Source organism: Leptospirillum ferrooxidans C2-3 (genome assembly GCF_000284315.1).
In the GTDB taxonomy this organism is placed as follows: Bacteria; Nitrospirota; Leptospirillia; order Leptospirillales; family Leptospirillaceae; genus Leptospirillum; species Leptospirillum ferrooxidans.
The window spans coordinates 491,774-517,956 of sequence record NC_017094.1 but is presented as its reverse complement, the minus strand read 5'-3'; the positions used below and the strand labels follow the sequence as shown (position 1 = coordinate 517,956).

The 26,183-nt window shown below is 51.5% G+C and carries 25 protein-coding genes and 1 tRNA gene; 6 read left to right on the top strand and 20 right to left on the bottom strand.

Annotated features, from left to right (window positions below; all coding sequences use genetic code 11):
• The first annotated feature begins 43 nt into the window (after positions 1-43).
• On the top strand, positions 44-364 hold the full coding sequence (locus LFE_RS14315; RefSeq protein ID WP_014448729.1) for a helix-turn-helix domain-containing protein: 321 nt from the start codon (positions 44-46) through the stop codon (positions 362-364).
• On the top strand, positions 247-1,260 hold the full coding sequence (locus LFE_RS02640) for a tyrosine-type recombinase/integrase (protein ID WP_407081001.1): 1,014 nt from the start codon (positions 247-249) through the stop codon (positions 1,258-1,260). Before LFE_RS14315 ends, LFE_RS02640 begins: the two co-directional genes overlap by 118 nt.
• Positions 1,261-1,284: 24 nt before the next feature.
• On the opposite strand, the gene LFE_RS02635 is transcribed toward LFE_RS02640, so the two are convergent.
• A tRNA-Lys gene (locus LFE_RS02635) sits at positions 1,285-1,360 on the bottom strand.
• Between the two features lie 73 nt (positions 1,361-1,433).
• A complete protein-coding gene (locus tag LFE_RS02630) occupies positions 1,434-3,332 on the bottom strand; it encodes an NAD(P)H-dependent oxidoreductase subunit E (protein ID WP_014448727.1) in 1,899 nt (632 codons plus the stop codon).
• A gap of 132 nt (positions 3,333-3,464) precedes the next feature.
• Between LFE_RS02630 and LFE_RS02625 the strand changes: the two genes are divergently transcribed.
• Positions 3,465-4,058, top strand: coding sequence for a hypothetical protein (locus tag LFE_RS02625; protein ID WP_014448726.1), 594 nt, complete (start codon positions 3,465-3,467; stop codon positions 4,056-4,058).
• Between the two features lie 34 nt (positions 4,059-4,092).
• On the opposite strand, the gene LFE_RS14060 is transcribed toward LFE_RS02625, so the two are convergent.
• Positions 4,093-4,236 carry a hypothetical protein gene (locus tag LFE_RS14060; RefSeq protein WP_158310231.1) on the bottom strand — a complete coding sequence of 48 codons (144 nt, stop codon included), beginning with the start codon at positions 4,234-4,236 and terminating at the stop codon, positions 4,093-4,095.
• A 318-nt stretch (positions 4,237-4,554) separates the two neighbouring features.
• Between LFE_RS14060 and LFE_RS02615 the strand changes: the two genes are divergently transcribed.
• Positions 4,555-5,859 (top strand): site-specific DNA-methyltransferase, encoded by a 1,305-nt coding sequence (locus LFE_RS02615; RefSeq protein WP_148272521.1) that lies wholly within the window; start codon positions 4,555-4,557, stop codon positions 5,857-5,859.
• A 1-nt stretch (position 5,860) separates the two neighbouring features.
• Here the strand turns inward: LFE_RS02615 and LFE_RS02610 are convergent, their stop codons facing one another.
• The 3 genes from LFE_RS02610 to LFE_RS02600 form a co-directional block, all read right to left on the bottom strand.
• Positions 5,861-7,549, bottom strand: coding sequence for a ComEC/Rec2 family competence protein (locus LFE_RS02610; protein WP_014448723.1), 1,689 nt, complete (start codon positions 7,547-7,549; stop codon positions 5,861-5,863).
• A 71-nt stretch (positions 7,550-7,620) separates the two neighbouring features.
• A complete protein-coding gene (gene glmM / locus LFE_RS02605; RefSeq protein ID WP_014448722.1) occupies positions 7,621-8,988 on the bottom strand; it encodes a phosphoglucosamine mutase in 1,368 nt (455 codons plus the stop codon).
• A gap of 75 nt (positions 8,989-9,063) precedes the next feature.
• Positions 9,064-9,402: a phage holin family protein gene (locus LFE_RS02600; RefSeq protein WP_014448721.1), complete on the bottom strand. Its 339-nt coding sequence runs from the start codon at positions 9,400-9,402 to the stop codon at positions 9,064-9,066.
• 336 nt (positions 9,403-9,738) lie between these two features.
• Here LFE_RS02600 and LFE_RS02595 point away from each other — a divergent pair, with 336 nt between their 5' ends.
• Positions 9,739-11,298, top strand: coding sequence for a methyl-accepting chemotaxis protein (locus LFE_RS02595; protein ID WP_014448720.1), 1,560 nt, complete (start codon positions 9,739-9,741; stop codon positions 11,296-11,298).
• A gap of 206 nt (positions 11,299-11,504) precedes the next feature.
• Positions 11,505-11,885: a DUF202 domain-containing protein gene (locus tag LFE_RS02590; RefSeq protein WP_014448719.1), complete on the top strand. Its 381-nt coding sequence runs from the start codon at positions 11,505-11,507 to the stop codon at positions 11,883-11,885.
• Positions 11,886-11,918: 33 nt separating this feature from the next.
• Here the strand turns inward: LFE_RS02590 and LFE_RS12895 are convergent, their stop codons facing one another.
• The 14 genes from LFE_RS12895 to LFE_RS02520 all read right to left on the bottom strand — a co-directional run bounded on the left by LFE_RS12895 (position 11,919) and on the right by LFE_RS02520 (position 26,166).
• The gene (locus LFE_RS12895; protein WP_014448718.1) at positions 11,919-13,358 is read right to left on the bottom strand and encodes a hypothetical protein; all 1,440 of its coding nucleotides are present in this window, start codon (positions 13,356-13,358) and stop codon (positions 11,919-11,921) included.
• A gap of 26 nt (positions 13,359-13,384) precedes the next feature.
• Complete coding sequence (locus tag LFE_RS02580; protein ID WP_041773952.1) at positions 13,385-13,918, bottom strand: hypothetical protein; 534 nt, start codon at positions 13,916-13,918, stop codon at positions 13,385-13,387.
• Positions 13,915-14,379 carry a hypothetical protein gene (locus LFE_RS02575; RefSeq protein ID WP_148272520.1) on the bottom strand — a complete coding sequence of 155 codons (465 nt, stop codon included), beginning with the start codon at positions 14,377-14,379 and terminating at the stop codon, positions 13,915-13,917. The genes LFE_RS02580 and LFE_RS02575 overlap by 4 nt, the downstream gene beginning before the upstream one ends.
• Before the next feature lie 87 nt (positions 14,380-14,466).
• Positions 14,467-15,924: a hypothetical protein gene (locus LFE_RS02570; RefSeq protein ID WP_014448715.1), complete on the bottom strand. Its 1,458-nt coding sequence runs from the start codon at positions 15,922-15,924 to the stop codon at positions 14,467-14,469.
• 2 nt (positions 15,925-15,926) lie between these two features.
• Positions 15,927-17,153 (bottom strand): type II secretion system F family protein, encoded by a 1,227-nt coding sequence (locus tag LFE_RS02565; RefSeq protein ID WP_014448714.1) that lies wholly within the window; start codon positions 17,151-17,153, stop codon positions 15,927-15,929.
• Positions 17,154-18,827 carry a GspE/PulE family protein gene (locus LFE_RS02560; RefSeq protein ID WP_014448713.1) on the bottom strand — a complete coding sequence of 558 codons (1,674 nt, stop codon included), beginning with the start codon at positions 18,825-18,827 and terminating at the stop codon, positions 17,154-17,156.
• The gene (locus tag LFE_RS02555; protein WP_014448712.1) at positions 18,827-20,560 is read right to left on the bottom strand and encodes a type II secretion system protein GspD; all 1,734 of its coding nucleotides are present in this window, start codon (positions 20,558-20,560) and stop codon (positions 18,827-18,829) included. The genes LFE_RS02560 and LFE_RS02555 overlap by 1 nt, the downstream gene beginning before the upstream one ends.
• Positions 20,557-21,105, bottom strand: a complete 549-nt coding sequence (locus LFE_RS02550; RefSeq protein WP_014448711.1) for a hypothetical protein — start codon at positions 21,103-21,105, stop codon at positions 20,557-20,559. Before LFE_RS02550 ends, LFE_RS02555 begins: the two co-directional genes overlap by 4 nt.
• 32 nt (positions 21,106-21,137) lie before the next feature.
• Complete coding sequence (locus LFE_RS02545; protein WP_014448710.1) at positions 21,138-21,824, bottom strand: hypothetical protein; 687 nt, start codon at positions 21,822-21,824, stop codon at positions 21,138-21,140.
• Positions 21,821-23,089: a hypothetical protein gene (locus LFE_RS02540; protein WP_232502554.1), complete on the bottom strand. Its 1,269-nt coding sequence runs from the start codon at positions 23,087-23,089 to the stop codon at positions 21,821-21,823. Before LFE_RS02540 ends, LFE_RS02545 begins: the two co-directional genes overlap by 4 nt.
• Before the next feature lie 131 nt (positions 23,090-23,220).
• Positions 23,221-24,270, bottom strand: coding sequence for a type IV pilus twitching motility protein PilT (locus LFE_RS02535; protein WP_014448708.1), 1,050 nt, complete (start codon positions 24,268-24,270; stop codon positions 23,221-23,223).
• Between the two features lie 56 nt (positions 24,271-24,326).
• Positions 24,327-24,782, bottom strand: coding sequence for a type IV pilin protein (locus tag LFE_RS02530; protein WP_014448707.1), 456 nt, complete (start codon positions 24,780-24,782; stop codon positions 24,327-24,329).
• A 25-nt stretch (positions 24,783-24,807) separates the two neighbouring features.
• The gene (locus LFE_RS02525) at positions 24,808-25,335 is read right to left on the bottom strand and encodes a type II secretion system protein (protein ID WP_014448706.1); all 528 of its coding nucleotides are present in this window, start codon (positions 25,333-25,335) and stop codon (positions 24,808-24,810) included.
• A gap of 390 nt (positions 25,336-25,725) precedes the next feature.
• Complete coding sequence (locus tag LFE_RS02520; RefSeq protein ID WP_014448705.1) at positions 25,726-26,166, bottom strand: hypothetical protein; 441 nt, start codon at positions 26,164-26,166, stop codon at positions 25,726-25,728.
• Positions 26,167-26,183 lie beyond the last annotated feature (17 nt).

Genomic DNA, 26,183 nt, shown 5'->3' with positions numbered 1-26,183 from the left:
TTCTGTGGAAAAGGAAGTCCCGGATTTAAGGAGGATCTATTTCATGGAAACACTCACACTCCCCCAGGCCGCCGAGTTCTTGCAGTTTCACCCCGATTGGGTCCGACGGGAAGCGAAAGCGGGACGAATCCCCGGTCGGAAAATCGGGAGAGAGTGGCGGTTCATGAAGGAAGACCTTGTCGTATTTATCCGGTCGGGATATCCTGAATTCCGGCAGGCACCAATTGTGGAGGTGTCATCGTGTCAATTATCAAAAGAGGAAGTACGTGGTGGATTGATTTCACAACGCCGCGCGGAAAGCGCATTAGATGCTCGGCTCAAACGGAAGACAGACAACAAGCGCAAGAACTCCATGACAAGTTGAGGGCCGAAGCCTGGAGACAGGTGAAGCTCAAAGAAAAACCGTCTTATACATGGGACGAAGCTGCACTTCGGTGGCTCGATGAAAAAAGTCACAAGAAGAGTCTGCGGGATGACGAGAGTCGGTTGATATGGCTCCAGTCTTTCTTGCGGGGGGAAAAGCTGTCAGAAATCGACCGAACCATGATCGATCGGATTATTCTGGAGAAAAAAAAGGAGCAGTCTTCTCCCGCTACGGTAAACCGCTATCTTGCGCTCGTCCGGGCGATATTGAAAAAAGCGGTCAAATGGGGGATGGTTGAGAGCGTTCCATCCGTTCAACTGCTCCAGGAGCCGAAAAGAAGAATTCGGTGGCTTACACGGGAAGAGGCCAACAGACTTCTCCGAACGCTCCCAGAACATCAGGCAGAACTGGCCAGATTCGCTTTGGCCACCGGGCTGAGACAAGGCAACATATTGACACTTGAGTGGGCGCAGATTGATCTTCAGAGGGCTATATGCTGGATTCATCCGGACCAGGCGAAGGGAGGAAAAGGAATCGGCGTCCCGCTAAACACCGAGGCTCAGTCCGTATTAAAACGGCAAGCCGGCAAGCATGAACGCCGAGTCTTTGTTTATGAAGGAAAGCCGATCAACCAGGTCAACACATTGGCCTGGAGAAAAGCCCTCGTCAAGGCAGGGATTGAAAACTTTCGATGGCACGACCTTCGGCATACCTGGGCATCATGGCATGTTCAGGAAGGAACCCCGATCCACGTGCTTCAAGAGCTCGGAGGCTGGGAATCCAGCGAGATGGTCAGAAGGTATGCTCACCTATCTCCAGATCATCTATCCAAATGGGCAGAAAATTCATCTCGCGTCACAAATACGTCACAAGGACAGTTACAGCTAGTCGTGTAAACACCTTGAAAACGGCTCCAGTATTGGTGGGCCGAGGGAGGATCGAACTCCCAACCCGCTGATTAAGAGTCAGCTGCTCTGCCAATTGAGCTATCGGCCCGAAGAATTAATAGCAGGTATCAGCTAGAAATTCAAGGGGAAGGAGAAGATTCCTTCCCTCTTCGGGCCAATTTTTAGTCCTGATCCTGTTCTTCCCCTTCAACAATTCCCTCGGGAATCCACTCACTTGACCTGCGAACCGAAAACAGTCGCTCCCCTTCAGGAGCCATCGGGCAGACCCCGGCAGGACAAATATGCTTCTCTACATGAGACATCCATTCTTCCTTGAAATACTCAAGAGAACTGAGAGGCACACTTGGAGCGCTCTTTCCAAGGCCGCAAATGGATGACTCCATCATGTAATCCCCGATCCGGACCAGAAGGTCAAACATCTCAGGTTTCCCCTGCCCGTGAACGATCTGGTCCAGAATCTCATAGTAGTCCTCTGTTCCGTCACGACATGGAGTGCACTGGCCACAAGACTCATGATGGCTGAAAGCGGACATCCAGTAGGCAAGATCCACCATGCAGGTCGAGTCGTCCAGCACAATAACCGAGGCGGAGCCCAAAAAAGAGCCCGTCAAGGCAACAGAAGGATAATCGAGAGAGATATCGAGATGCTCCGGAAGGAGAAGCCGGCTTGCCGAGCCCGCAGGAAGGATCGCCTTCAGCTTGCGGCCGTTGGGAATCCCTCCCCCCAAAACCATGATCACCTCACGAAGGCTCATTCCGAAGGGAACCTCATAGAGTCCCGGCTTCGCGATGTGCCCCGACAGACAAAATAGCTTTGTCCCCGGAGTGGCTTCGTCACCAAGGGACTTATACCATTCCCCCCCCTTCAGAATAATGGAAGGGATGTTGGCAAGGGTTTCGACATTCTGAACATCTGTAGGCCTTCCCCAAAGCCCCACATCGGTAATCCTGGGCGGTTTGTTCCTGGGCAATCCGCGACGCCCCTCAAGGCTATTGATCAGCGAGCTTTCCTCGCCGCAGATATAAGCGCCTGCCCCCCGATACAGCCGGATATCGTAAGAAAATCCCGACCCCAGAATGTGTTCTCCCAGGAATCCCCGCTGGCGGGCTTCCTCAATCGCCTTTTCAAGGATCCGCCAGGAACCGGGATATTCTGCCCGAAGATAGATATAACCGAGATTCGCCCCAACAGCATAACCTGCCAGAATGATCCCCTCGATCAGGCTATGGGGATCACGCTCCATGATGTAGCGGTCCTTGAAGGTCCCTGGCTCGCCCTCGTCCGCATTGGCTACAACATACTTCACACCTTCATGTTTTTTCACCGCAGCAAGCTTCGCGCCGGTCGAATAGTCCGCACCTCCCCGACCTCCCAGGCCAGATAGCCGGATCTCGTCGATGACCGCATCCGGAGACATTGATGACAGAGCCTTCTTCAGGGCATTGTACCCACCCTTCTCGAGATAGGAGTCCATCTCAACTGTTACAGGAGAGGCCAGATCGTTAAAAACCACCGTTTTTCCCTTGATGGGTTCTCCGATAGGAGTTGGAACAGGACAAATCGTGGGACCGCTGCTCTTGTATCTTGAAAGGATTTCAGGGAGGGACTCAGGAGTGACATTCAGGTACACATCCTCATCAATCATGAGCGAAGGTCCTTCCGCACACTGTCCAAGACACTGGGCCGGCCTCAGCGTGAAAAGGCCATCGGATGTCGTTTCCTCAATTCCGATCCCGAGATTCCTGGAAAGGGCCCGGAAGAGCTTCTTCCCTCCATTGTTCAGACAGGGATTCGTAAGACAGGGGCGAATGACATGGTGGCCAGAAGGATGAAATGAAAAAAACTGGTAGAATGTCCCGATTCCCAAAACATCGGAAGGAGAAAGGGATGTCTTCCTGGCAATTTCCCTGACCTCCTCTTCCCGGATATAGTTGGACCGTCCCATTGCGTCGTGGAGAAGTGGCAAGACAGCCTGTTCTGGTCGCTCCCAGGATGCGGAGGAATCAGAACAAGCGGTCTCTTTGAAGGATGCGTCACCCGATATACGATCTGAGTCCAAGATTGACCTCCTTTTACATGATTGCCTTCACCTTGTCATTTCTGGGAAAATAAACGACATTACAGGATGTTCCCTCTAATGGGTTCACCCATTGAACTACACCCTAACATCCTGCCATAACGGGGAGATAAAATGAACAGGTTGAAAGAGCGTCAATCATTTTCCGGGAAGATCAGACTGTTGCTGTTTTTTTTACTGATCGCGAACGTTTCCCTGCCCGCCTGCTCAACAAACCCGGTGGAACTGCACCCCTACCAGAAAAACACAACCATTCCAGCCACACCTGAAGAGTCCAGAGCCATTCTTGAATCCATTGAAAAAACCCATCCGGGAATCCATATCGAAGCCTCGCTCTCCCCCGCCGGAACAGCGACCAATGCCAAGATTACGGTGCGAACCTCCCGCAAGGAACATCTCGTCAACAAGGGATTCCAGAAAATTGAGGGCAAAACCGAGATTTACCCCGCCTGCCAGCACTGGTTCTATCTGACAAGGAACTTCGATCCGGCTTGTGGGGGCGGGAAACTATGGGGAACAGCCTCTGCTATTTTTGTCGATGGAGTCGGGATAGGAGCTCTTTTTGATCTCGTTCAGCTTGGGCGATACCCGTTTACTTGGACCAAGACCGATCTCTCAAACCCGCAAATGACCGATGAAGTGGCCGATCTGGCGAAGAAAATGGCTTTGTCGGCCAAAAACAAAGCGACTCTTTCAGCTCCAAGGTGAAGGAACTGAAAGAGCACTCTCTGTGGAATATTGTTCAGGATCTGCGTCTTGCGCGGCGTCCTGTCGATGAAACAACCCTCACCGGTTGCAGCTCTGACCTGCGGGAGTGTGCAAGAAGCTTGGACAGAAAAACAACCGGAACCAAAACAAAAAGAGTGATCAGCAAAGAACCAAGCATCTTCCCACCTTCTTTCATCACCAGAAAAAATGATCCGGTCAAAGGGAAGGCCGGACAAAAAACCGACCACCTCCCCGGAACGCTCCCTCAAGGTCGAATCTTTCCAACAGGAGCTCCAATGGTTTCAATATATTCCCTCACCGGAGCCTCGTCAACCTTTTTGACCGCCCAATCCAGTGATTTGGCACACGGTTTGGCCACATTGCGGCTTTTTTCAAAGGCTTCCGGAAAAAGAAGCTCGTTCATGACACCAACGGCAATCGACTTGCAACATTATCGGAACAGCCATCACCTCATTCAAGACCGAGTCGGCCCAACATGTCAGGTGTAATCTGGACAGGAATGGAAGAAGCCCTCAATGAGCTGAAAGCCCCATTTGAAGGATCCATCTCCGAAGATACGGATTACTGCAAAAATGTCCCTGATCCCATTCACAAGCTTTATACGGGGAATAACCTTCCCATCTTGAAATACCTGCTTGGAGAGATCTCCGGGGAGGTCAAGGTGATTTATATTGACCCGCCCTACAACACCGGGAGCATTCTGAACTATCACGACCGCTTTTCGGTTTCATACAAAAAAAACTCTCCCCTCAAACGGGCCGAAGATTTCGATGAATGGCTCAGCAAACCCTCGGCGGACCATAGCCCCTGGATGAGCTTCATGTTTCCAAGACTTGCACTAGCCAGGAAGCTTCTCCGCCCGGATGGCGTGATTTTTATCAGCATCGATGATCGGGAGCTCCCGAGGCTCAGGCTTTTGATGGATTGGATCATGGGGGAAAAGAACCATATCGGAACAGTTGTCTGGAGAAAGAAGGTGGTACGGGGCAGAGGGAACCGGCATATCATCCCCCAAACCGAATATATCGTTTGTTATGCGAAGGACATTTCCATTCTCCCCCCCTTTCAGGAGCCCTTGACCGATGACATGATCGGTGCCTACACCAAAAAAGATGAAATGGGGGCCTATAAGGAGATTCCCCTCGCCAAATCCGGAACAGCCCATTCTCCCCGCCCCAATCTTGTCTACCCGATTATCGCTCCCGACGGAACAACCATTCACTGTCCTACCCATCAGTGGAGATGGAGCGAGAAAACATTCAGGGAGCGTCAACAGGAAATTCTCTTCCGGAAAACGAAAAAGGGGGTCTGGAGGATTTTGACAAAACAATATCTGGAAACAGCCGATGGACTGCGCTACAGAACGCCCACATCACTCTACGACAAGGTCACCACCACCGATGGCACGAAAGAGCTGCAAGCCATTTCCGGAAACGGGAACTTTGACTTTCCAAAGCCATCAAGACTGATCCGGGACCTGATTTCCTGGGCAACAACCGGCTCTCCCCAACCGGACAGACCGGAGATCATCCTCGATTTTTTTGCGGGAACGGCTCCAACAGCCCAGGCGGTGATCGACCTCAACAGGGAAGATCACCGGAGAAGAATCTGTTATCTCGTCCAGGACCGGATCGAGGATCCCCGCCACACAGACAAAATCCTTGAACTGGCAAAAATCAGGATTCAAAAAGCCCGTGAATCCCCATCGGATGGATCTATGGAAGATCAGGCCATTTTTCCGCAAGGATTTCGACTATTCCATTATCTCCCACCAGCATAGCCTAGGGAGTCTGCACAAGCCGGGACAAGTTCAGGACCTCCCTTTGGGGACTCCATGACCAGCCGGCAAATGCCAACGGCTCTTTCCCGGAAAAAACCGGTCCATTTTCTGATTGTCGAACAACCGCCGGCATCACTCCGCTCCAATCCACCGAAGTCGATTGTCCAGCCACCTTTCCGGTGAAATGGTTTGTGACCGACAAAAAGAGAATCGGAGTGATCACGATCAGGAGGGGAAAGATCTCACGGGCAAGTCCCCTTGAGTACTTTTGTCTCAGGAAAAGCCCCACCAGCCATCCATTGAAAATCAAAAGCAAAACAGGCGGAACAGCCGGAAGGGAAATCTGTCCGAGCCTTATTCCCGAAAAGAAAGTGGCAAGAGCAATCACCGCCCGGGAACAGACACTCAAGACATTCTCCAGATATAAAGGCACCCAGCCCAAAAAGAGGGCCAGCCCCAGATAGGCAAATCCCGCAGGCAAAAGAACCTCTCCGGCCAAAGGAACGATGACAGGGTTCGAGACGATGCCCACAAAGTCACCGATATGGAAGACCCCCCATAAAAGCGGGGTGGTAAAAAGTGTTACCCAAAGTCCTGTCTTTACTGTTTCAGCAGAAAACAGAGCGGAAGGAACACTAGTGCCGGAGTGGTCCTCTTTCCTCAGGGCGGCCAGGACACCCAGAACAGCCATCAGGGAAAGATCCATGCTCGTGGAACGGGGAAGATCAGGGATAAGGATCATCATGGCCATCAGGGAGATGCCAAAAAGATCCTCACGATGGATGGAGACCCCCCATCCTCTCGATACAAGAACAAAAATGGCCGCAAGGAGTGCTCGTCCGGCGGGAGGAGGCATCCCGATCAAACTGGCGTAGGCGATCAGGATGGGGATCACCAGAATGGCCGACAAGCGGTTCACATAAATACGGGCAAGAATTTGACGAAGGAATGCCAATGGCATCCATCGGAGGGCGACAAGGAACGACCCCGAAAGAAATGCGGCAAGGAGTCCCATATGCTCCCCCGAGACCGATAAAAGATGGTACACCCCGGAACCGAGAAAGACATTGTTGATCTCGGGAGACATATGGGTTGTATCAGAGAGAACCATGGCTTCAATCAGTCCGGAAACATCGGGAGGCAAGCGGGATTCGAGAAAAAGCTCGAGGGAATGAATCCTTCTTGGAGCCCACCCCGAAAAGGATCCCTCACCGTTTTCATCGATCATTTCCCGATCCGGAACAAAAACGTTCCAGGGACGAATCTCTCCCTGAAGAGATCCATTGTCCAGAAATGACAAAAAACCATGTTGGGAAAGAAACTTGTCCGGGTGATCCGATAAGGACACATCGCCAGAAAAACACTCTCCCGCTTCTGGAGCCTGACGAACCCTCGCCGAGGGAATCAAAAGATGAATCCCCTCTTTTCTGCCATCGTCCAATGTGGCCATCAACACGGCTGAAAACGTTTTTTCCCCCTGGCTCTTGACCTTTTCAAGGCAACCATGAAAAACCGTATTTCCAGACGGAATCGTATGAGAATAGGGAATGGACAGATGGAAAATGGACCAGAAAAACCCGAGGGATACCCAGCTCCATGGTGAAACGATTCCGGGAGGGGCGGACAGGAATTCACGGTAGAGGAATAAGGAAAGGGATATCAGAAGGATGAGCACAAAAAGGGGAGCCAAAGGAAAGAAGACTCCCCCCAGGATCCCCAGAAAAGCGGCGATTGCCGCAACCAGCCACCCAACCGGAAAAATCAGTTCGCCATGACCTCAAAGTCCTTGAGGACGGCCCTTTCAAGCTCCTCCACCAGATAGGCGATCCGATCGTGGTTCTCGCCTTCCAGCATGATTCTGAGTGCGGATTCCGTTCCGGAGTAGCGGAGCAAGAGCCTTCCCCGACCACCGGACAGCTCCTCCTCGACAACATGGGACATTCGCTGGAGGTGGGCGAGTGTTTCAATCGGAACTTTCTTGAAGACCGGAACCGTTCGCAAGACCTGGGGAAATGGCTGATAGACAGAAGCCATCTCGGAAAGGGAAATCCCTTTTTCAACCAGTGTCGACACCAGCTGCACCGTTGACATCAGGCCGTCACCTGTCGAATGGAGATCGCGAAAGATCAGATGGCCCGATTGTTCTCCCCCGAATGACAGGTTCTCCGCTTCGAGCGCTTCCAGAATATATCGGTCCCCAACCTTGGTCTTAAGCACCCGTATGCCATTTCTTTTCATCAGGATATCCAGGGCCAGATTGCTCATGACCGTGGTGACAAGCGTCGAGTTCCTGAGCGTCCCCTTCTCATTCATCGTCAAGGCCATCATGGCCATGATGGCATCACCGTCAAGGATTCGTCCCGTTCCGGTGACAAAAACCGCCCGATCGGCATCCCCGTCAAGAGCCACGCCAAAATCCGCACCAACCTCCAGAACCTTTTCGGCAAGCTTCTCCGGGTAGAGTGCGCCACAGTGATCATTAATGTTGACCCCGTCCGGCTGGTTGCCGATGGCAGTCACCTTTGCCCCCAGTTCACGAAGGGCCATGGGGGCCACGTTATAACCGCCTCCATTGGCCAGGTCCATCACGATATGAATACCGTCGAACTTCATAGAGCGAGGGGTGGTGTTCTTGATGAACTCAATATATCTCCCATCGGGGCCGGCAAGCCTTGCCACCTTGCCGATTCCGGGCCCTGTGGGGCGAATCTTGTCGATTTCATCCCCCACAACCAGAGACTCTATCCTGGCTTCAATCTCATCGGGAAGTTTCGATCCATCCGAGGAGAAAAACTTGATCCCGTTATCCTGGTAGGGGTTATGGCTTGCGGAAATCATGATGCCCGCATCGGCCCTGAGCGCCCGGGTCAAAAAGGCGATTCCCGGGGTGGTAAAAGGACCGACGACAATGACATTGACCCCCATGGAGGTGATTCCGCTCGTCAGGGCGTTTTCAATCATGTAGCCGGAAATGCGCGTATCTTTTCCGATAACAACATGATGGCCTCCCTCATATTTTCGGAACAGATAGGCGGCAGCCCGGCCAAGACGAAAACAGGTCTCTCCTGTGATTGGTTCAACATTGGCCACACCGCGAATACCATCGGTACCAAAAAGAGATCGATTCATCATTCTCCTCCGAAAATTTTTAGACGGCCACAGGAATCGCCCGGACTCAGACAGGTCATTCTGGTCGATAAAATCTTAAAAGATCAAAAACCATGAGAACAAAAGACTCATAAAGGAAACCAGAAAAGAGGCAATAAAAGCACTTCCAAAAGAATCGATCGAAAAACCCGGTACAAACCATGTCACAGACCAGAAGACCAGAGCATTGAGAACAAAGGTAAAAAGACCAAGAGAAAGAATGTTGATCGGCAATGTCAGTAAAAAAAGGATCGGCCGTATCAGCGCATTCAGGATTCCCAGCACAACGGCGACCAGGATCGCTGTTCCGAAGTCCTTCAGGTGAATTCCCCTGATCCAATGCGCCACAAAAAACACGATCAGTGCGTTCAAAAGGATTCTTAATACCAGTCCCATCGGCGTATTCCTTTCACTCCATTACCAAAGGCAATCATGATGCATTCAAACATGCGATCAGTCCACTCGATCTATCCTACAGGATTTCCTCAACCTTGGAACGCATTCGTCCGATAAGGAACAACACCCAATGCTCTTCATCCAAAAAAACCATGATTGATTCTTTTGATCGTCGATGGAGGAAAAAAAACGATTTGATTTATTAAACCAAAAAACATAAGATTCGCTCAACCAAAAACACATCTTTTCAAAAAAACGAAAAAAATTTTTAATCGTCTTTTTTGATAATCATACACATACCCGAATTGGCACCAGCTGCCCAAAAAGGAGTATCGGATGTCTCTGAAGAAAAAACTTCTGGGACTTATCTTTTCCCAGATAGTCCTATCGTTCATTGCTGTTATGGTGATCGTCCATGGAATCAACTCCATCGACAAGGAGTCTGCCCATATCAACACGCTTTCCCGGGAGACCGACGACATCTCCCAGAAGATGGAATCGATGCTCATTCAGCACCAGAGCGCGATGCGGATTGTTTTATCCGGAGGACTTCGTGGAAGCTTTGTGGAAAAAGCGGTGCTTCTTCAGGGAGAATCCCTTTTTCCCTACCTTGTCAAAAAACTGGGGATCAATCCAACAACACAAAAGATTCAATCGTTATTGGCATTGACGGTGAGCCTCGATCATGCCTCCCGGGCAATCGGACGGCCGGAGATCTCTCTGCTAAGGTTCAACAAGGTCATTCTCCCCAAATACAGCATGCTCATGAGTCTTGTGGAAAAAAATAAAAAAGAGACTCTCTCAGCTCTCTCCAAGAATCTTCTCCGAAAGACTTCTCAGATCAGGATGCAGGTTCTGACAGTCATCATCATCGACATGGTCCTGAGCATGTCCCTTCTGACAATGATCACCATCTCCCTGTTGAAGAAGATTTCGATTATTTTCAATGTCTCGGAGCAACTTGCCAACAAGGACTTTACGGCGTCGATGCCTTCTTTGGGGAAAGATGAACTTGGCAAGATCGCCTCTGAAATACAGACCCTCTCAACGGATCTCCAGAAAACCGTCAAAGATGTCAGCAGCTATGCAAACACCATCTTCAAGGAAACATCGACCATCCTGGTCTCAATGAAGGATCTGAATTCCAACGCTACAAACATGAATTCGGAAATTACCCATTCAGTCTCTTCCATGGATGAGCTCGATACAACGATCAACTCCTTTCGCGGAATTGTCCAGGAAGGAATCAACTCGACGCAGGCAACCCGGAAACAGGCCCAGTGCGGCCTTGAAATCGGAGAGCAGGCCTCACAATCCCTTGCATCACTTTCCAAGGATGTTTCCAGAACATCCCAGCAGATCAATCTTCTGGCGGGAACGATTGAAAAAGTCACTGAAGCCACTGCCGGGATCCAGAATATTTCAAGCCAGACAAACCTTCTGGCTCTGAACGCCGCGATTGAGGCCGCAAGAGCCGGAGAGCAGGGACGCGGATTTGCGGTGGTCGCCGATGAAGTCCGGAAGCTTTCAAGCCTCACATCGGGTCACGTCAAGAACATCGAAGAAATCGTTGCCGATGCCAGTCGGGTCATGAGGGAAACGATCGATATTTCCGAGGGCATGGTCCAGGGGATGTCCCAGAACATGCAGGATGGCCAAAAAGTCCAGGAAGCACTGACACTCATCAGCCAGCGGCTTGAAAGCATGGAGAAGACCATTCAGAGCCTCGGAACAACCATCTCGGTCGTCAGCAAGGTGGAGGACCAACTCAGGGGAACCCTTCTTGCCAACGAGAAAATGGCTAAAAATACGCTTTCCATTGCCGCAGGAACGCTTCGTGAAGCCGAAACCGTCTCAAGGACGATTGAAGAGCTCTCTGCCCTGTTTGCAAAATAAATCCTCGGGAGCCTGTAAAAGGCTCCCTGCCTTACCCGCCACCGGAAGCATTTTCCTTTCAGTTGAACCTCATGGGGTTTTTCCCGCCACCCCAATGCAGTATGCTGTCTTATCGGACTCACCACACATCCCGTTCCGTCAAATGAACCCGGATCGACAAAACCCATCAAAAAAGTCCATTTTTCCAAGTTCGGAAAGGAGTCTTCATGCGAAGAAATTTTTCTTCCTTATATGGGAAAACCCTATCGGAAAAAGCGCAGATACTTGAATTTTCCGATTATCTCGCCATCGACAGAACCGTCATGGCCAATGAGCGAACCCTTCTTGCCTATATAAGAACCGGGGTGGGACTCCTGATCGCGGGACTCGCTCTTATCCGATTTTTCAAACAGACCCATTTTGACTATTACGAGATCGCTGGAATATTGTCCATCGTTGCCGCCATTTCAGTGACCATTTTGGGCATACGGGATTTTTTCCACATGAGAGGCTTTTATGCCGAGGTGCTCGAGCAACAATTCATGGAAAAACAATCAGGAAAGTCGGAACAACGACAAAACCAGCAAAAGTCATCTGCAAGATCATGATGGAGCTACCGAATACAAAGCATCAAAAAACCTTTATGGAATCGATACATATGTCACAGCGGTTGATGGGCTCGCTCCGGCAAGGATTTCATTCGCTTTGACCATTGCAAGGGAAGATGCGGACTGATTCATCCAGAGGGCAACAGAGTTTCCGGAGGAATCCACATACATGGCACTTCCGTGGGGGTAGCCATAACCGACCCAACCCGATTCCAAAGCGGAAGGAGTGGCAAAGCTTCCCACAATTCCACTTCCAAAAGAAGTGAAAGGATCAGAAAGTTTTGCGACAGAATAGCTGTTTGCTCCGGTCGTTCCCCAATCCCCTCCGGCGGCCCACATGACAATATGATTGACGCTGTCAACAAAAACATTATTTTGGGGAGGAGCCGAATTAGTGAGTGTAATCGACACCACCGCTGACAGGGGCAAAGAGTAGGTCCCGAGAGAAGGCGTTAATGTAAGATCGTTCAGGTTAACTAGAATTGTAACCGGTGAAAAAACGGACGGAGACGAAGTCGTTGAAAAAGCATCATACTCGCAACCGATGATTGCTACCTGATAGGACGTATCGATCCCGATCGCATCAGCCGTGCACGAGGCATTTCTACCTGCAGAAAAATTCGATTGTGTTTGAGCATCCGGACGATAGATGATTCCTGTTTTAATATCGGCAAATTCCAAAAGGTTCCCATCACTTTTTCTGTTAAAATAAGAAACCGCCCCCGATCCGGAAAGGATCATCTTGTAGTTCTGCCCACCTACAACGAGATAAGGGTCATAGGCAAAATTTTCGACAATATCAATTCCGCCCGATAACTGATAAGAGGGGATTGATGGATATACCGTAGAAGTCACCGGGTTCGAAGGATTGGAATAATCCACAAACTGAAATCCCGAGCCGGTCTCCACAATCGCTATCTGGATGGAGGGATCCATCACCACCCCACCCACATCGGTCAACCCTGCCGAAGTATCGATTTGATCAGTGGCCGTTAGATTTGTATAGGGATTACAATTACTGACATTACTACCCGTCGAAAACTGAAAAAACTCCAACTGATAACTATTAATATCAAAGGCCACGCCGACAGAATGCTGAGTATCGAGATTGACTCCGCTAATAGAAAATGAACTGGTATTACATTGTATTTGTGTATAAGAAGGAGTTGGATTCTGGGCACTCGGAAGAGTAATCAAGTATGCAGTATTCGTAGAAGAGGTAGTACCTGAATTCCCTGAAGAACTGCCACTGGTCGAAGCCCCCGAAGGCGCCGCCACCGTCGCATTCCCATTGGAGATAAAGACCCCCAAGGAACCGGAGGAAGCCTCCGTGCTATTGGAAACCGCCGTTGAAGAAGTTGCTCCGCCACCTGCTCCTCCTCCTCCGCCGCCGCCACCACCACAGGAAGTGAATCCCAAAAGAAAAATTGCGCCGAACAAATATCTTGCAGCGGATCCCGCGGGTTTATTCACGGAAGACTCCTTTTTGGTGGCTTTGACTACTGAATCGGACCATACCCCGGGAAAACAGCTCCATTTTGAGTCAGGGGAGGATTCACAAGCCCCATCTCGTTTAAAGATGGTCCCCAACTTCTTCCGGTAGGAGGTCCACCCCGGGAGACCCAAACCGATAAAACACCATTGGAATAAGAAGACATCGGAAGCTCTGTCGTTGCCGATGTCCCGACATTTTGGGGAACGGCCACCGTCAAAAGGGCCCCCTGGCCGCTCACAGAGGCCTGGGCAACGGTAATCGGAGTTGTGCCATCCCAGGCGGAAACAGGAGTCGAAGCCAAAAAACCGGCGTTGACCACAGGAGCCCAACCCGTTGGCCATCCGATACAGGCGCCCACCGATGAGGAACCCCAGGGACAGGCCCACTCCTCATAATTGGAAACCGTGCGGGAAAGACCGCGAAGCTCTTTGACCAGAGCAATCTGCCTCGCGGTCACAATCCACCCGTAGCTTCCCGCCGCAATAATCGACGAAATCACCGCTCCCAGAAGGATCGAGAGCAGAAATTCGAAATTCATTTGATGAAATTTCTGGTTTGACGACCATTCCCCATCGTCGTCGGATTTAAAGTCGCCGAAGCGGGACCACCCACCACCGGAGCCGAGCCCCCCGAGCTTGAAGACGGATCCGTCTGGCTCTGCTGACAATCCTTCCCCTGAACATCGGAATTACAATTTGCGACCTGATGGGCTTGTTCCGAAGCATTTACATCCCCTTGACCGGGATTCGTATTCGTCGAGGAAAACCCTCCGCTTTCAGACGGTGTCGTCTGGGAACAACTGGTCGAGGAAGTTGTCGAGCTTGTGCAGCTGGTCGAAGGATCGGAATAGCCATCGGCCGGAGTCGACCCGGAGGATGAAGAGGCATTGTTGTTTGAACTTGCGGCAACGGATATGCCGGAACACGCCAAAACGACGAACAAACCAAGGAAAATCCCCTTGATCAATGAAAGGGATCCTTTATACACATTGCTTTTCATGGCAAACTCCTCTCCCTACCTGGAGAAATTGAAGAAAATGTGCCTGTCAAAATCCCCCTTCCCGACCGTTCAGGAAAGGATGCGTTTCTAACAATAACGTCCACCGGCGGCAGTAATAAGACATCCCTGGATCAGGATATTCCCGGAACCCAGAAGATCACCACCTGTGATTGAAAGGCCAACCGGCTGGCCTTGGCTGTCACGCACCCCTTCTGCGATCGAAACGGCCGTACCCAGGGCAGAATTCGAAAAAAGGGCGGCGCTTCCCTGAGACAGGGAGGATCCTCCGGGAACGGCCACTGAGACCGGGGCATTCGTCGCAATCCCCAGACCTCCGTTTGATGCTCCGCTCAAAAGAGAAAGATAGGATCCTGAATTGACATCCGAAAAATATCCAACGACACCTGTCCCCGCGGGGTCCTGAATCGTTGCAACCATCGCCGCGGACGCATTGGTTGTTCCCGTCGCCAGAGTCACCTGAGATCCGCTTTGAGCGTTCACGAAAAGTCCCGCGGCGCCTCCTGCTGACGACCCCTGGTTGGCCAGGTAGCTTGCCATTCCCACCGTTCCGGAAAATCCGTAGAACTGGGCATCAGGACCGGAGGCCCCTTCAGCGAGATCAATATAGGACTGGCTGGACTGATCCTTGAAAATGGCGGCGGAACCGGTTCCGGACGGATCGTTTACATAGGAATACAAAGAAACCGGGCCGGGGGTGATCTGGGTATAGACCCCCTGTGTGCCGATGGAAAGAATATTGGCGCTTTGCCCCGTGGCGTCCCAGAACCCGCCAGCATAACCCGCACCGGACGTATCGTTGACCTGGGCGTAGAGACCGACATCACCACCAAGAGAGTCAGGGCCGTTTGTCCCCTCCGCCATGCCGACATAAGCCCCGTTGCTTTTATTCTCGAAGGTCCCCGCAGCCTGGGCGGCTCCAGATCCGTTGACTGACAGAGCCGGCGTCGTGTCCCCGGTCGCAATGTCCTGAACGATCAGCGGAGCGCCATTTTGATCCACCGTCTGGGTAATGTTGGGTGGAGGCTGATCCATGACAAAGTTCCCCTGAGGAACCGGCTGGCTCCAATTGATCGTCGTGGGGGAAGTCGCCGTTGAAAGGGGAAGGCTCCGTTCCAGAAAACCGAACATCGGAGAGAGCGATGCCGGCACCACAAGCTGGAGCTGATAGTCGTAAGGGGAGCCAGGAGAAGCCGTAACCAGGGAAATGGAGACTCCGTCGGGAGTGGTGACCGTCCCGCCACCCGGACAGGAGACACAGACACCCGTTCCGGTCGTGGGCAAATACCCCCCTGACACAAGAGAGGAAACGGTCGGGGCCTGTCCATTTTTCAACCAGTAGAGATTGGCCGTATTCGAGATCATGCGGACCGCCTCGAGGTCGATATTGGCGTTCTTGAGCATGACGACCGAAGACACTTTCCCCGCGACAACCGAAGCAACGATGGCGAGGATCAGAAGAGAGATCGACAAGGAAAGCATGTTGATAAAACCGCCATCATTTGGCTTTCCCAATGGTCTTTTCATGATCAGGCACCTCCCATGAAGGAGTTGACAATGCCAAAGATCGGCCCATAGAGCGCCGCAAATGCCAGCAGAACCATCACCGACATTGCGACCACCATGATCGGACTCACGACCGCCTTCACCGCCTCGAGCTTTTTCGCCACAAGCTCTTCATAAACGCTTTCCATCTTGATCAGCTCATCATGGAGATTTCCGGAATCCGCGGCGATTCCGATCCAGTCGGAAAAACCGCCGGAAAAAAGATCCGATCCCGAAAGAACCTGAGCCAAGGGAACTCCCTCATCTTCCATTTTTCTCTTCATCTCGAGAACCTTTTCAGAAAGATCCTTCGAACCAAGCGATCGGGCAATCTCCGCCAAAGCGTCGTTTCTGGTAAATCCCGCCCCGATGAGCATCTCGAAACTGATCACGAACTTGTAAGTCAAAAGCACCCTGAAAATTGAATCTATAAATTTTATTTTTCTAATAATTTTTATAACGAACCTTTTTCCGAACCGACTCAATAATACCACATAAAGAAAAATCATCAAGAAAAGCGAAAATAGTCCAATCAAGTATTTTATGTTATCGACAAAAAAGGTATCGAGAGCAAAAATATCCGACACGAACGCCGAAAGCTGGAGTTTGGGGAGCTGGACCACAAGTGCGTGGAACCTCGGCAGAACATCGAAAAAAAGAACATACCCAAAAAGGACCATGACAACGATATTGATGGCAGGCATGATCAGGGCATTTCTGAGATCCTGCCGCATCTTGGCCATTTGTTTGAGACTCTTGGCCGCTTTTTTCAGAACCTGCCCAAGCGTTCCGGTTTTTTCTCCTGTCTGGATGACCGGCAAAAACTCGCGGGGGAATCCTGCAACGCCAAATGCCCGCGAGAGCGGAATTCCCTGCTCGATCAGAACCAGAACCCGGTCAATGATTTTCTGGACACCCCGCGCCTCGAGATTCGCCCGGACAAACTTCAGGGATTGTTCGACAGGAAGACCGTTTTCAATAAAAAGGGAGAGACGGTCACAGATGTCAGAGGCCGTTTTGGTCGAGATTCCTCCGTTGTTTTCCGGAGAAATCCAGAACAGGACGGTCTTCCCCCAATCGGGAAGAAGGGCAGAGATCTTCCCGTAGGGGAAGTTTCCCCTGATTTCAGAAATCGCCTCTTCAATATCCCTGGCCTTGATCGATCCGCTTGAAAGCTTTTCGTTGACGATCACTTCGTAGTTGTAGATCACTTAAAGCACTCCGGCGTTTCTGAGGACCTCTCCAAAAGAGGTTTTTCCAGTGGAAGAGTCCCTCAGCGCTTTTTCCGCCAATGACATCCACTCCGGATGGAACGACTCATAGGCTCTTTTCAGGACGACAGAGTTGGAGGACTTCTGATCTGCCAGAAATCCCCTGGTTTCCCTGTTCATGAACAAGATCTCGGCCAGGGCGTAACGCCCCACGAAACCGCCACCATTGCAGCGGTCACACCCGTAGGGATCATAAACGGTATCGATTCCGGCACGGCCGATAAGAATTCCGAGATCCCCCACCAGATCTCCGGGAGCAATAGGCCTGGGACGGGCGCACGAGCAAAGTTTTTTCAACAGGCGCTGGTTCATGACCACTTTTGTCACCGAGAGAATATCGAGGTAGGAAATGCCAAAGTCGAGAAGTCTCTCGAAAATCTCAAAAACCGAGGTCACATGAAGGGTCGTCAGGATCAGATGTCCTGTCCTTGCCGCCTGGACGCTGACCCTTGCCGATTCGCCATCGCGGATTTCCCCGATCATGATGATATCCGGATCGTGGCGAAGGGAGGATCTCAACGCATCGACGTAGTCCCATTTTTCATTTTCGGCGTTCCAGACCTGCACCTGGATGCCGAAAGGTCTTCTGTACTCAATCGGGTCTCCGATATCAATCATTTTTCTGGTGTTCAGATCCATCTCGGAGATGACCGCATGAAGAGAGGTGTTCTTTCCCGAACCGGTTGGCCCCGTGACAAAGACCATTCCGTTTGAAAGGTTCGAGAGGATCGACTTCATTTGAGAAATCTCGTCTTCCGGGTAACCGAGACTCGAAAGCCGTATCGTGGCCTTTTGCGATCCCAGGATTCTCAGGACAACCGAAAACGCATTATGAATGGTTGGAATAAAAGAGGCCCGGATCTGGACATCCCTGTGATCGATCGATACCGTAAAGTGGCCATCATGGCTCTTGTTCGACTGCGGGTTCAGAACACGGCTTTTGGTGACCAGAGCCATCGTGACGGTTTCATAGACCGCGCGTGGAATAAAGGCAACGGTGGAAAGGTCGCCATTCAGCCGGAAAAGAACCCTGACCACTTTCTGCTGGGGCTCAAAATGAATATCCGAGGCATTCATCCGGTATGCCCTGTTGACGATGAACTCCATCATCTCCGAAGGCTGCGCGACAAGAGCCATCACCTCTTTTGAAAACTGGGCGGGATGGATGATGCCCATTCCCATGATTTCGTTCTGTTTCCAGAAGATGGAGCTTTTTTCAAGGAGCAGGAAGTTCGCCAGACCAAATCGTTCGACGACCCCTTCTCCGATCAACTGTTTTTCAAAATCATGGATCCTGGAAGGGTCCGAGATGACAAAGCGGTTCTCCGTCAGCGGAATCACCGCCCAGGAGATAAAGAGCTTTTCATATCGGCGAAAAAGACTCTGGTCGAGCTGATCCCCGACCGACTCGAGGGCAATTTTGGGGATTCCTGTCTGAATGGACAAGGCCTCCAGAATCTTTTCCTCCGAGGTATACCCATTCTCGAGAGCCATCTCGCCCACACGTCGACCGGAGGCCTGCGACTCGGTCAGGAGACCTTCCCTGATCGTGGGATCGATCCCTCCGATCTCTTCTAGAATCTCGAGAATGGGTCTTGGAGACCGGATTTGCATTACATCTGCCCCGCTGTGATATGCGTCGATTCCTTTTGCGGAATGGTTCTCAATGGAGCCTGTTCTGGCTTCAGGTGCAAAAGGGTTCGGGTTGTGGGTTCGGGAACGGCAAAACCATCGGAGACAATGGGCGTAATGATAAAGACCATCTCGTCGACTGTCCGGACATCGTTATATCCTGAAAACAGGTATTTGAGACCCGGAATGGCTCCCAAAAACGGGATCGTGTACTCCTGCTTTGAAATGGTGTTTGAGATCAGTCCTCCCATAATGACCGTGTTGTTGGACCGGGTCAGGATATCCGAGGACAAGGCCCGGGAAGCAATCTCCGGCTCCTGGAAGGTCCCCACCCCCTGAACGGCGATCGAGACAAATTGTGTCAGGGTATTCAGGACCGGAACAACATGGAGCCTGATGGAATCATGGTCGATCACCGCGGTGATCTCGAGATTCAATCCGACGGTCGCGTAAGAGATCTGGGGAATGACCAGGGAAGAAGAGTTGAGCCCACCGAAAGCAAACGGCATTTCACTCTGGAGATAAGGAATATTGGTCGTCGCATTGATCGTCGTCGGAAGTCCGGACAACGTCAGGATCCTGGGCTGGCTGACCAGGTGAACATGTCCGATCTGGTCAAGCGCCTGCAAAATGGCGGTACTCGTTCCATTCGGACTCGTCACTCCTATTGAATAGGGTGCGAACTGGGAGCCTGTCGCCGCGAGACCCGCATTCTGGGCACCGGCTCCAATCGTGGTGAACTGTGCGCCGACCCCCTTCAGAAGAGCGTTCCAGTTCACACCGAAAGAGTTGTTCTGGTTGAGCTGGATCTCGGCAATCTCCACTTTCAGGTAAACCTGCTTCCGGAGCGCATTCCGGACTCGGTTGAGATAATCCCTGATATCCGAAGTCCGGTCCACCTGGTCATGGACATAGACATACCCGGACTCGGTATCCACACGGACCACTCCGTGAGGTCCCTTCATTCCGTCCAGGGTCTTTTTGAGCGAATCCCAGAAAGTGACAAGACCGCTCGACATATTGACGGTAACATTTCCTGAGGTCTGGGTCCCCTGATTGGCACCCATGCCACCACCCATCCCTCCCGTCATACCGCCAAGGCCGCCGCCCATGCCGCCGCCCATTCCTCCTGCCATACCTCCACCCATGCCTCCTGCCATGCCGCCGCCCATGCCACCGCCGGAGCTTCCCGAGCCTCCCCCCGGAGTGGTGGGGTTGGATCCCACAGACCCCATCAGGATGGTCCTGATGTTCGGAACGGGAAGCCTGAAAAGAATGGTTTCATGGCGGGTGACCCTGATATGGTCCGGCGCTGGAAGAAAGGCGGCTCCCATCGGTTTCAGGATCAGGTCAAGGGCTTGCCTCAGTGTTTTTTTTCGGATGGAAATGAAAACATGCTCCGACGGGTTCATGTCCCCCCACACAACCGTGATGCCTTCTGGCATGATCAGCTCGAGCGTGTCGGATAGCCTTGTTCCCCTGAAATCACCGCTGACCACCTTGTTCAAATAATCATAATCCCGAACATGAGCCTCCTTTTGAGGAAGGGGCAGAATCACCTGAGGTAAGGATGGATCGATCTTTCCTGCCTTTTTGTCATAGACCGGATGCAGATCAGACAAGGTTCCCTTCTTGGCGACCGGTGCGCTTTGACATGCGCCCAGAACCAGCATCAGGGCAAGCATGGGGAACAGGAAAGACTGTCTTTTCTTCATTTGATGGCTCCCGTTCCAAAGGGTTTATGGCGGCCCTGCACCTGAGAAACATCCCCGCCGGAAAGGGCAAACGTCTCTATCCGTCCGGTTTTTGTATTCCGGACCGTAACCGACTTTGCGCCGATGCCGCGAATTTCAAGCGTCCCCAAAACATCCCCGACCGAAACAACCCGATCCAGCCCCCGAAAAAAGACAACGGCATGATGGCCGGAGACCGCCCGAACGGTCAGACGATCCATGGGAGGGCCGGTTTTTTTTTGAGAAAAATGTCTCATGGCCGGACCGGAATACCCCATCTTTTTCTGAAGCTCCCATTTTTCCACCTCAAGCTTCTCGGTAAGAATCTCTTTTTTCAGCTTGATCAGATTGTTGTAATAGGCTTTGTCCTGATCCGACAGTTCAAAGATCGGAGCTGGCACCGACGGAGAAGAGGGAGATCCCTCCGGCGGGAAAGCCGCCGCCACTCCCCTGTCGGAAACGATCAGGAGCAAACAGCCTATCGTAGCCGCAAGAAGCGAAAAGGAATTGCCATGGACTCTATTCATTCATTCGACCTTTCCATCCATCCGTTAACAATCTACCGTTGGGGACTTTTTGGGGGAAGATTCTTTTGCTTCATCGCCGCAAGGGCGTCCTGAAGCCGTTGCCTTTTGATCAACGCTCCTTCAAGAAGTGACGCCTGATGGGGGGGAATGCCTTCAAAACGGACCAGAAGGTCAAGCATCCCCGGAGTATCCTTCTCCGCAAGATCCCCTGAAACACCCGCATTCGAGAGGTACTTCACCCGGCTGACGAGCGCCTTGTCTTTTTGGGCGAGATACTCAAGATAAGGCATCAGGAAAAGAACCGTGCTGAGACTTGCGGGCACCGAAAGTTTCCAGGTGCTCTCCCACACTCTGCCATTCAATCCCCCGACCCCGACCACAGGCTTCATGTCCCCAAGCTCCGTCGGACCATGGCCATCTAGCGGTTCAAAGCGGATCGGGATGCCCCATATCGACCGCAAGGCGCCGAAATCCGCAATACCGGACTCCAGATTGTCATCGATTCCTCCAAGGAGAAATTCATCGTGGCGGATCATCGTCCGGATCCTCAGAAGCTCCCGGGCAAGAAGCGGGTCGCCTTTTGCCAAATCTTCCATTTTCACAAGCTTCGCGTGATCCTGATAAAAGGAGAGCAAAGACCATCCAAGGGAACACAATCCTATGAAGAGAATGGAAAAAAGACCCACCGTTGCCAGAAGGAAAGGAGGAATCTTGTTCATTTTCCCTCCTCCTCTTTCCTGAGCAGACCATTCCATTGCCCCTGAAACAGAAAGGAGGGTGAAAGATCTTCCACCGGAAGATAAATCGGCCGTGGATTTGTGAGAAGAAGGTGCTGCGCTGCGATCCGTTCCTTTGTCCTTCCGACCAGTGTATCCAGAAGAATTCGTGATGGAGCCCGACCCTCTATGAACCAGTTGTATTTTGCCGCTCCTGCCCGGAAGAGAATCAGCTCCCTCGATGTCAGCGGGCTGCTTGCGATATCAAGCCGTGTCAACCCCCAGGAAAGGTCCATCTGCGAAGAGAGATCGGCGTTCACATCGGACAAGAGGATGTGAACCATTCTCGCATTGGTCAGTCTGGCCAGAAGCAGTTCATGACGGGCTTTCAGGATACGGGTTCGTTCGATCGCCAGGTGGTCGAAGTGCCTTACAAAAAACAAGGCGATCAGAAATAAAAGCATTCCCAGAAGCGATCCCGGAAGGACCTTTAAAAAGATCGATCGCCAACTGGCATTTTTGGCAGAGAGAGACTCATGGACAAACGGGGGATCCTTAAGTGCGTCACCCAGCAGGTCAAAGGGAATATCCTGGATTGTCCCAGCCACCTGGTTCCAGTCCAGGGCTGTCCTGTTCCGGGAATCCCTGATCCAGGAAATTTCCTCCTTTGGAGCCGGCCCTTCTTCCTGTGATATTGTTTGAAGCAAATGATCCAGGAAGGAAGAAATGCCAAGGAGAAAGGACTGTGGATTCGAGACGGTCGCCATGGAGATCACATTCGACTCCATCACACCGCCTGACTGAAGGATCACCACAAAGCCGGAGACAGAGTCCGGATTTCCCTCCGCCATCACCGGAAACAGATAGCCGTACACGCCGAGTGGATCGGTCGCAATCGCCCCCATCGGGCGAATAAAAGCCGGCAATCCCAAAAAGACCGGAAGTGACTGATTGACCGCTTCCCATCCTGGCGGAGAAACAAACCACCAGAATCCCTCCGGAGCATTCCATGTCAAAACATTCCGTGGGGAAAGACCAAGACCTCCGGCGATCAGCTTTCTGGAATCGGCGATGGACATTTTTCGGGAACCCTGAGCCGCACGGGAACTTCGAAAAACAAGGGTCAGTCCAGCAGGAAAATAGAGGACACAGTCTGATCTTTGAGGCACATCGGGGATCGTTCCGGAGGTTATGACCTGATCCCCGCTGAAGCGGACAGGTCTCAGTGGCATATGCCCTGATTTGAAGCGAAGCGAAAAGGGTTTCAACATTCTACTCTTCCTGGGCTCTCATCTGACAAAACACCTTTGATCCTGACACACAACGCCGGGCAAGCATCCCTCTTGAAACCCAAAAGAACGAATGAGAATAGCAGGAAAAAATAACGATTTATAATGATTCATGACCCGGGAAAATCTCTTGGACGGGTCGCAAACTGACGTGCCGTCTCAAGGGTGATCTGCCCCCTGGAAACAAGACGCTTGAAGCTTCCCGTAAAGGTCCGGAAATGCGTATCCCCCTGCTTCTCCATCGATTCGATTTCGGGATAGAGAAGATGGAGCTTGTCTTCCCGGCTTCGGATGATATTCCTGATGGCCTCATTTAAAAACGCAAACTCCTGTGCCACGGCCCGGTCTCCATTGACCGTGGGAACCAGCACCTGGCTGACGACCGCCTGGATGACCATCGAACACTGCGCCCGGATAATCGGCTGCTTGTGGGCCGGAAAACTGTCAAGGATCCTGTGAAAGGTCTGGGCAACGTCAATCGAATGGAGTGTCGTAAAGACAAGCTTTCCCGTTTCAGCAAGCGTCATCACCGCTTCAAGCGCTTCCGGGTCCCGAGTCTCCCCTACCAGGACGACGTCAGGATCCTCTCTGAGTGCGTCTCTGATCGCTTGCGGATAAGTACTGACTCCCCCTCCGATTTCCCTTTGGGAAAAGCGGGCCTTGATCGGGTTATAGATCAGTTCGACAGGATCCTCGATCGTAATGATATTGACCGGACGAACTTCGTTGATGGCCTGGATCAGCGAGCCCAGGGTGGTTGTCTTGCCCGATCCGACCGCTCCGGTCACCAGGACAAGCCCCCTCTTGAGCTGGATCAGCTCCGAAAAAACAGGAGGCAGACCAAGCTGTTCAAGGGGAGGGATCCGTCGGGGAAGAACCCTGACCGCCATGTCATATCCGTTGATCGATCCCAGGATATGCATTCGGATCCGAACATCATCAAAGCCGAAGGAAGCGTCCTGTCCATAGGTTTCCAGAAGCCACTGGACAAAACTCTGGGACACGGTGATATCGGTATCCTCGATCACCCCGCGGCGACGGACATAACATCCCTCTCCCTTGATATGAACGTCGGTAATCATCTCGTCTTCGAAGAGGGGCCTTATCCAGCGCCAGCCATCCTGCAAAGGTCCGTTATCATTCCATGACAGGCTTTTCATTGCACATTCCTCTGATGATCCCTCGAGAAGGAAGGGATTCGATTAAAAGGCACTTCTCAAAAAACAAGCGTCAACGTGCCGGACGAGGGGCTGCACTGGGTTGCCTGTGCTTGAAACTGGTTGCAAATCGCCTCAAAGTCCGTATCGGTGAAATAGCTTGAAAGGATTACAATCGAAAACTGGTATGGAGTGGCTCCCGCAGCAACAGAAACGGAAGTCTGCGGGATAGAAAGAGAAAAAGAAGGACCGTTGCAGCCTGAGGGAGGCCAGATCCCGGAAGCGGAAAGAGCCGGACAGGAAAGCCCCGAATAGGAGCTGTTGATCTGAATATACTGATGGGATGCCGTTCTGACATTTCTGATCACCTGGGACAGTGCCGATATGTTCGCCCCGTGGATATAAGAACGGTAACCGATCAGAGAGGCCGATGTGACAAGCGCCATGACAAAAAGGACGACTGTCAGCTCCATCATGGTAAATCCGCCATCCCTTGCATGACGAACCTTGTCCATCGACCCATCCCTAATCAAACAGAATTCAGTTCATTGTCAACGAGAGAGTTCCACCAGCGCAGGTTCCCGTCCCGTGAGAGGAATAAGCATTCAGGATAGCCGTACAACCATCTGTGCTCAGACCGGTCTCAGACAAGGTGAACTGGTTGGTATTGGTCCCTGTCGCGATCGTTCCGTATCCGCCATAGGGATTCAGGACGCCCTGGGTCGTATAGGAAGACGGGAGCATTGTGGTGGAACCGGCCACATATCCCCCCGATGCGTATGCGGTCAGGCCATTATAGGTTCCCCCCACCTGGCCGGCATTGGCCTGGGCATAGTTGTGGGCGGTTTCTATAAGCTTTTCAATTTCCGTTTTGGTTGCGGCGATCTTGCCACCATTCACAAACGAGTTGTAGCCCAACAATGCCGCAGCCACCAGAATACCGATCACCAACAGGACCACAGACAGTTCAATCATTGTAAAACCGGAATCATTGACCCCTTTCGCCTCGATGGAACTTTCCGACCCTGAATCCAACGCTTCAACCTGTGTCTCTAACATGCTTTCCATGATAAATCCTCCTCTGACAATCCCCAAGACCAACCCAAGCGAACCAACTCCTTACACAAATGAAGGGGTTTCCCGAACCATTCATTAAGGAGAAAGTGACCCGCAGAAATCATACCACAAAAAATACCAAAGTAAAATTTTTAAGATAAAAATAAATTATCAAACAACACATAAACAGAAAAGTACTTTAAACGAAAGGATTTAATATTGATATTCAAAAAAATAAAAATGAAAATCAATATTTACATGACTTATCGGTAAATAAAAAAAATTGAATGAACAGTATTGGATAAGGAGGGCTCAATTGACATCATCAAGAACCACAAAACAAAAAAAAGGGTGGGAAAAATCCCACCCTCTCGAAAAAACCATTGGTCGGCAAAAGAAATGTCAATTTTTGACGGGGCTCGACTCCTGTTTTTGTGTAACGGGAGAATGATCAAAGCGGATCGGGATCCCCTTCACCGTCGTGCATGTCAGTGTATAGACGTCATACAAAGGCAAGAACCCATACAGGGAGGTCTCCGTTGTGACATGAACCAGTCCATCCGCATTGAGCGAGGGATGGGCCTGGAGGGCATGACGCAACGCCGTTTCCACATCGGAGTCCCCCCAAGGAATGATGCCGAGAATAAAATGGCGACAGGCGGTTCCCGTAATTTCCGTTCCCACTCGGTGGAACCGGTGGGAATCGTGGGGACCAAGATCCGCCTCGGTTTCACTGTTTGTCAGCAATCCTAGGCTTCCGGTCGATGTACAGGACGACAAAACAATCATTAAAAATAATGATGCCATCAAAAGAAAGGATCGACAGAATTTTAACCTTTTCATATTTGACTCCTCCTGGG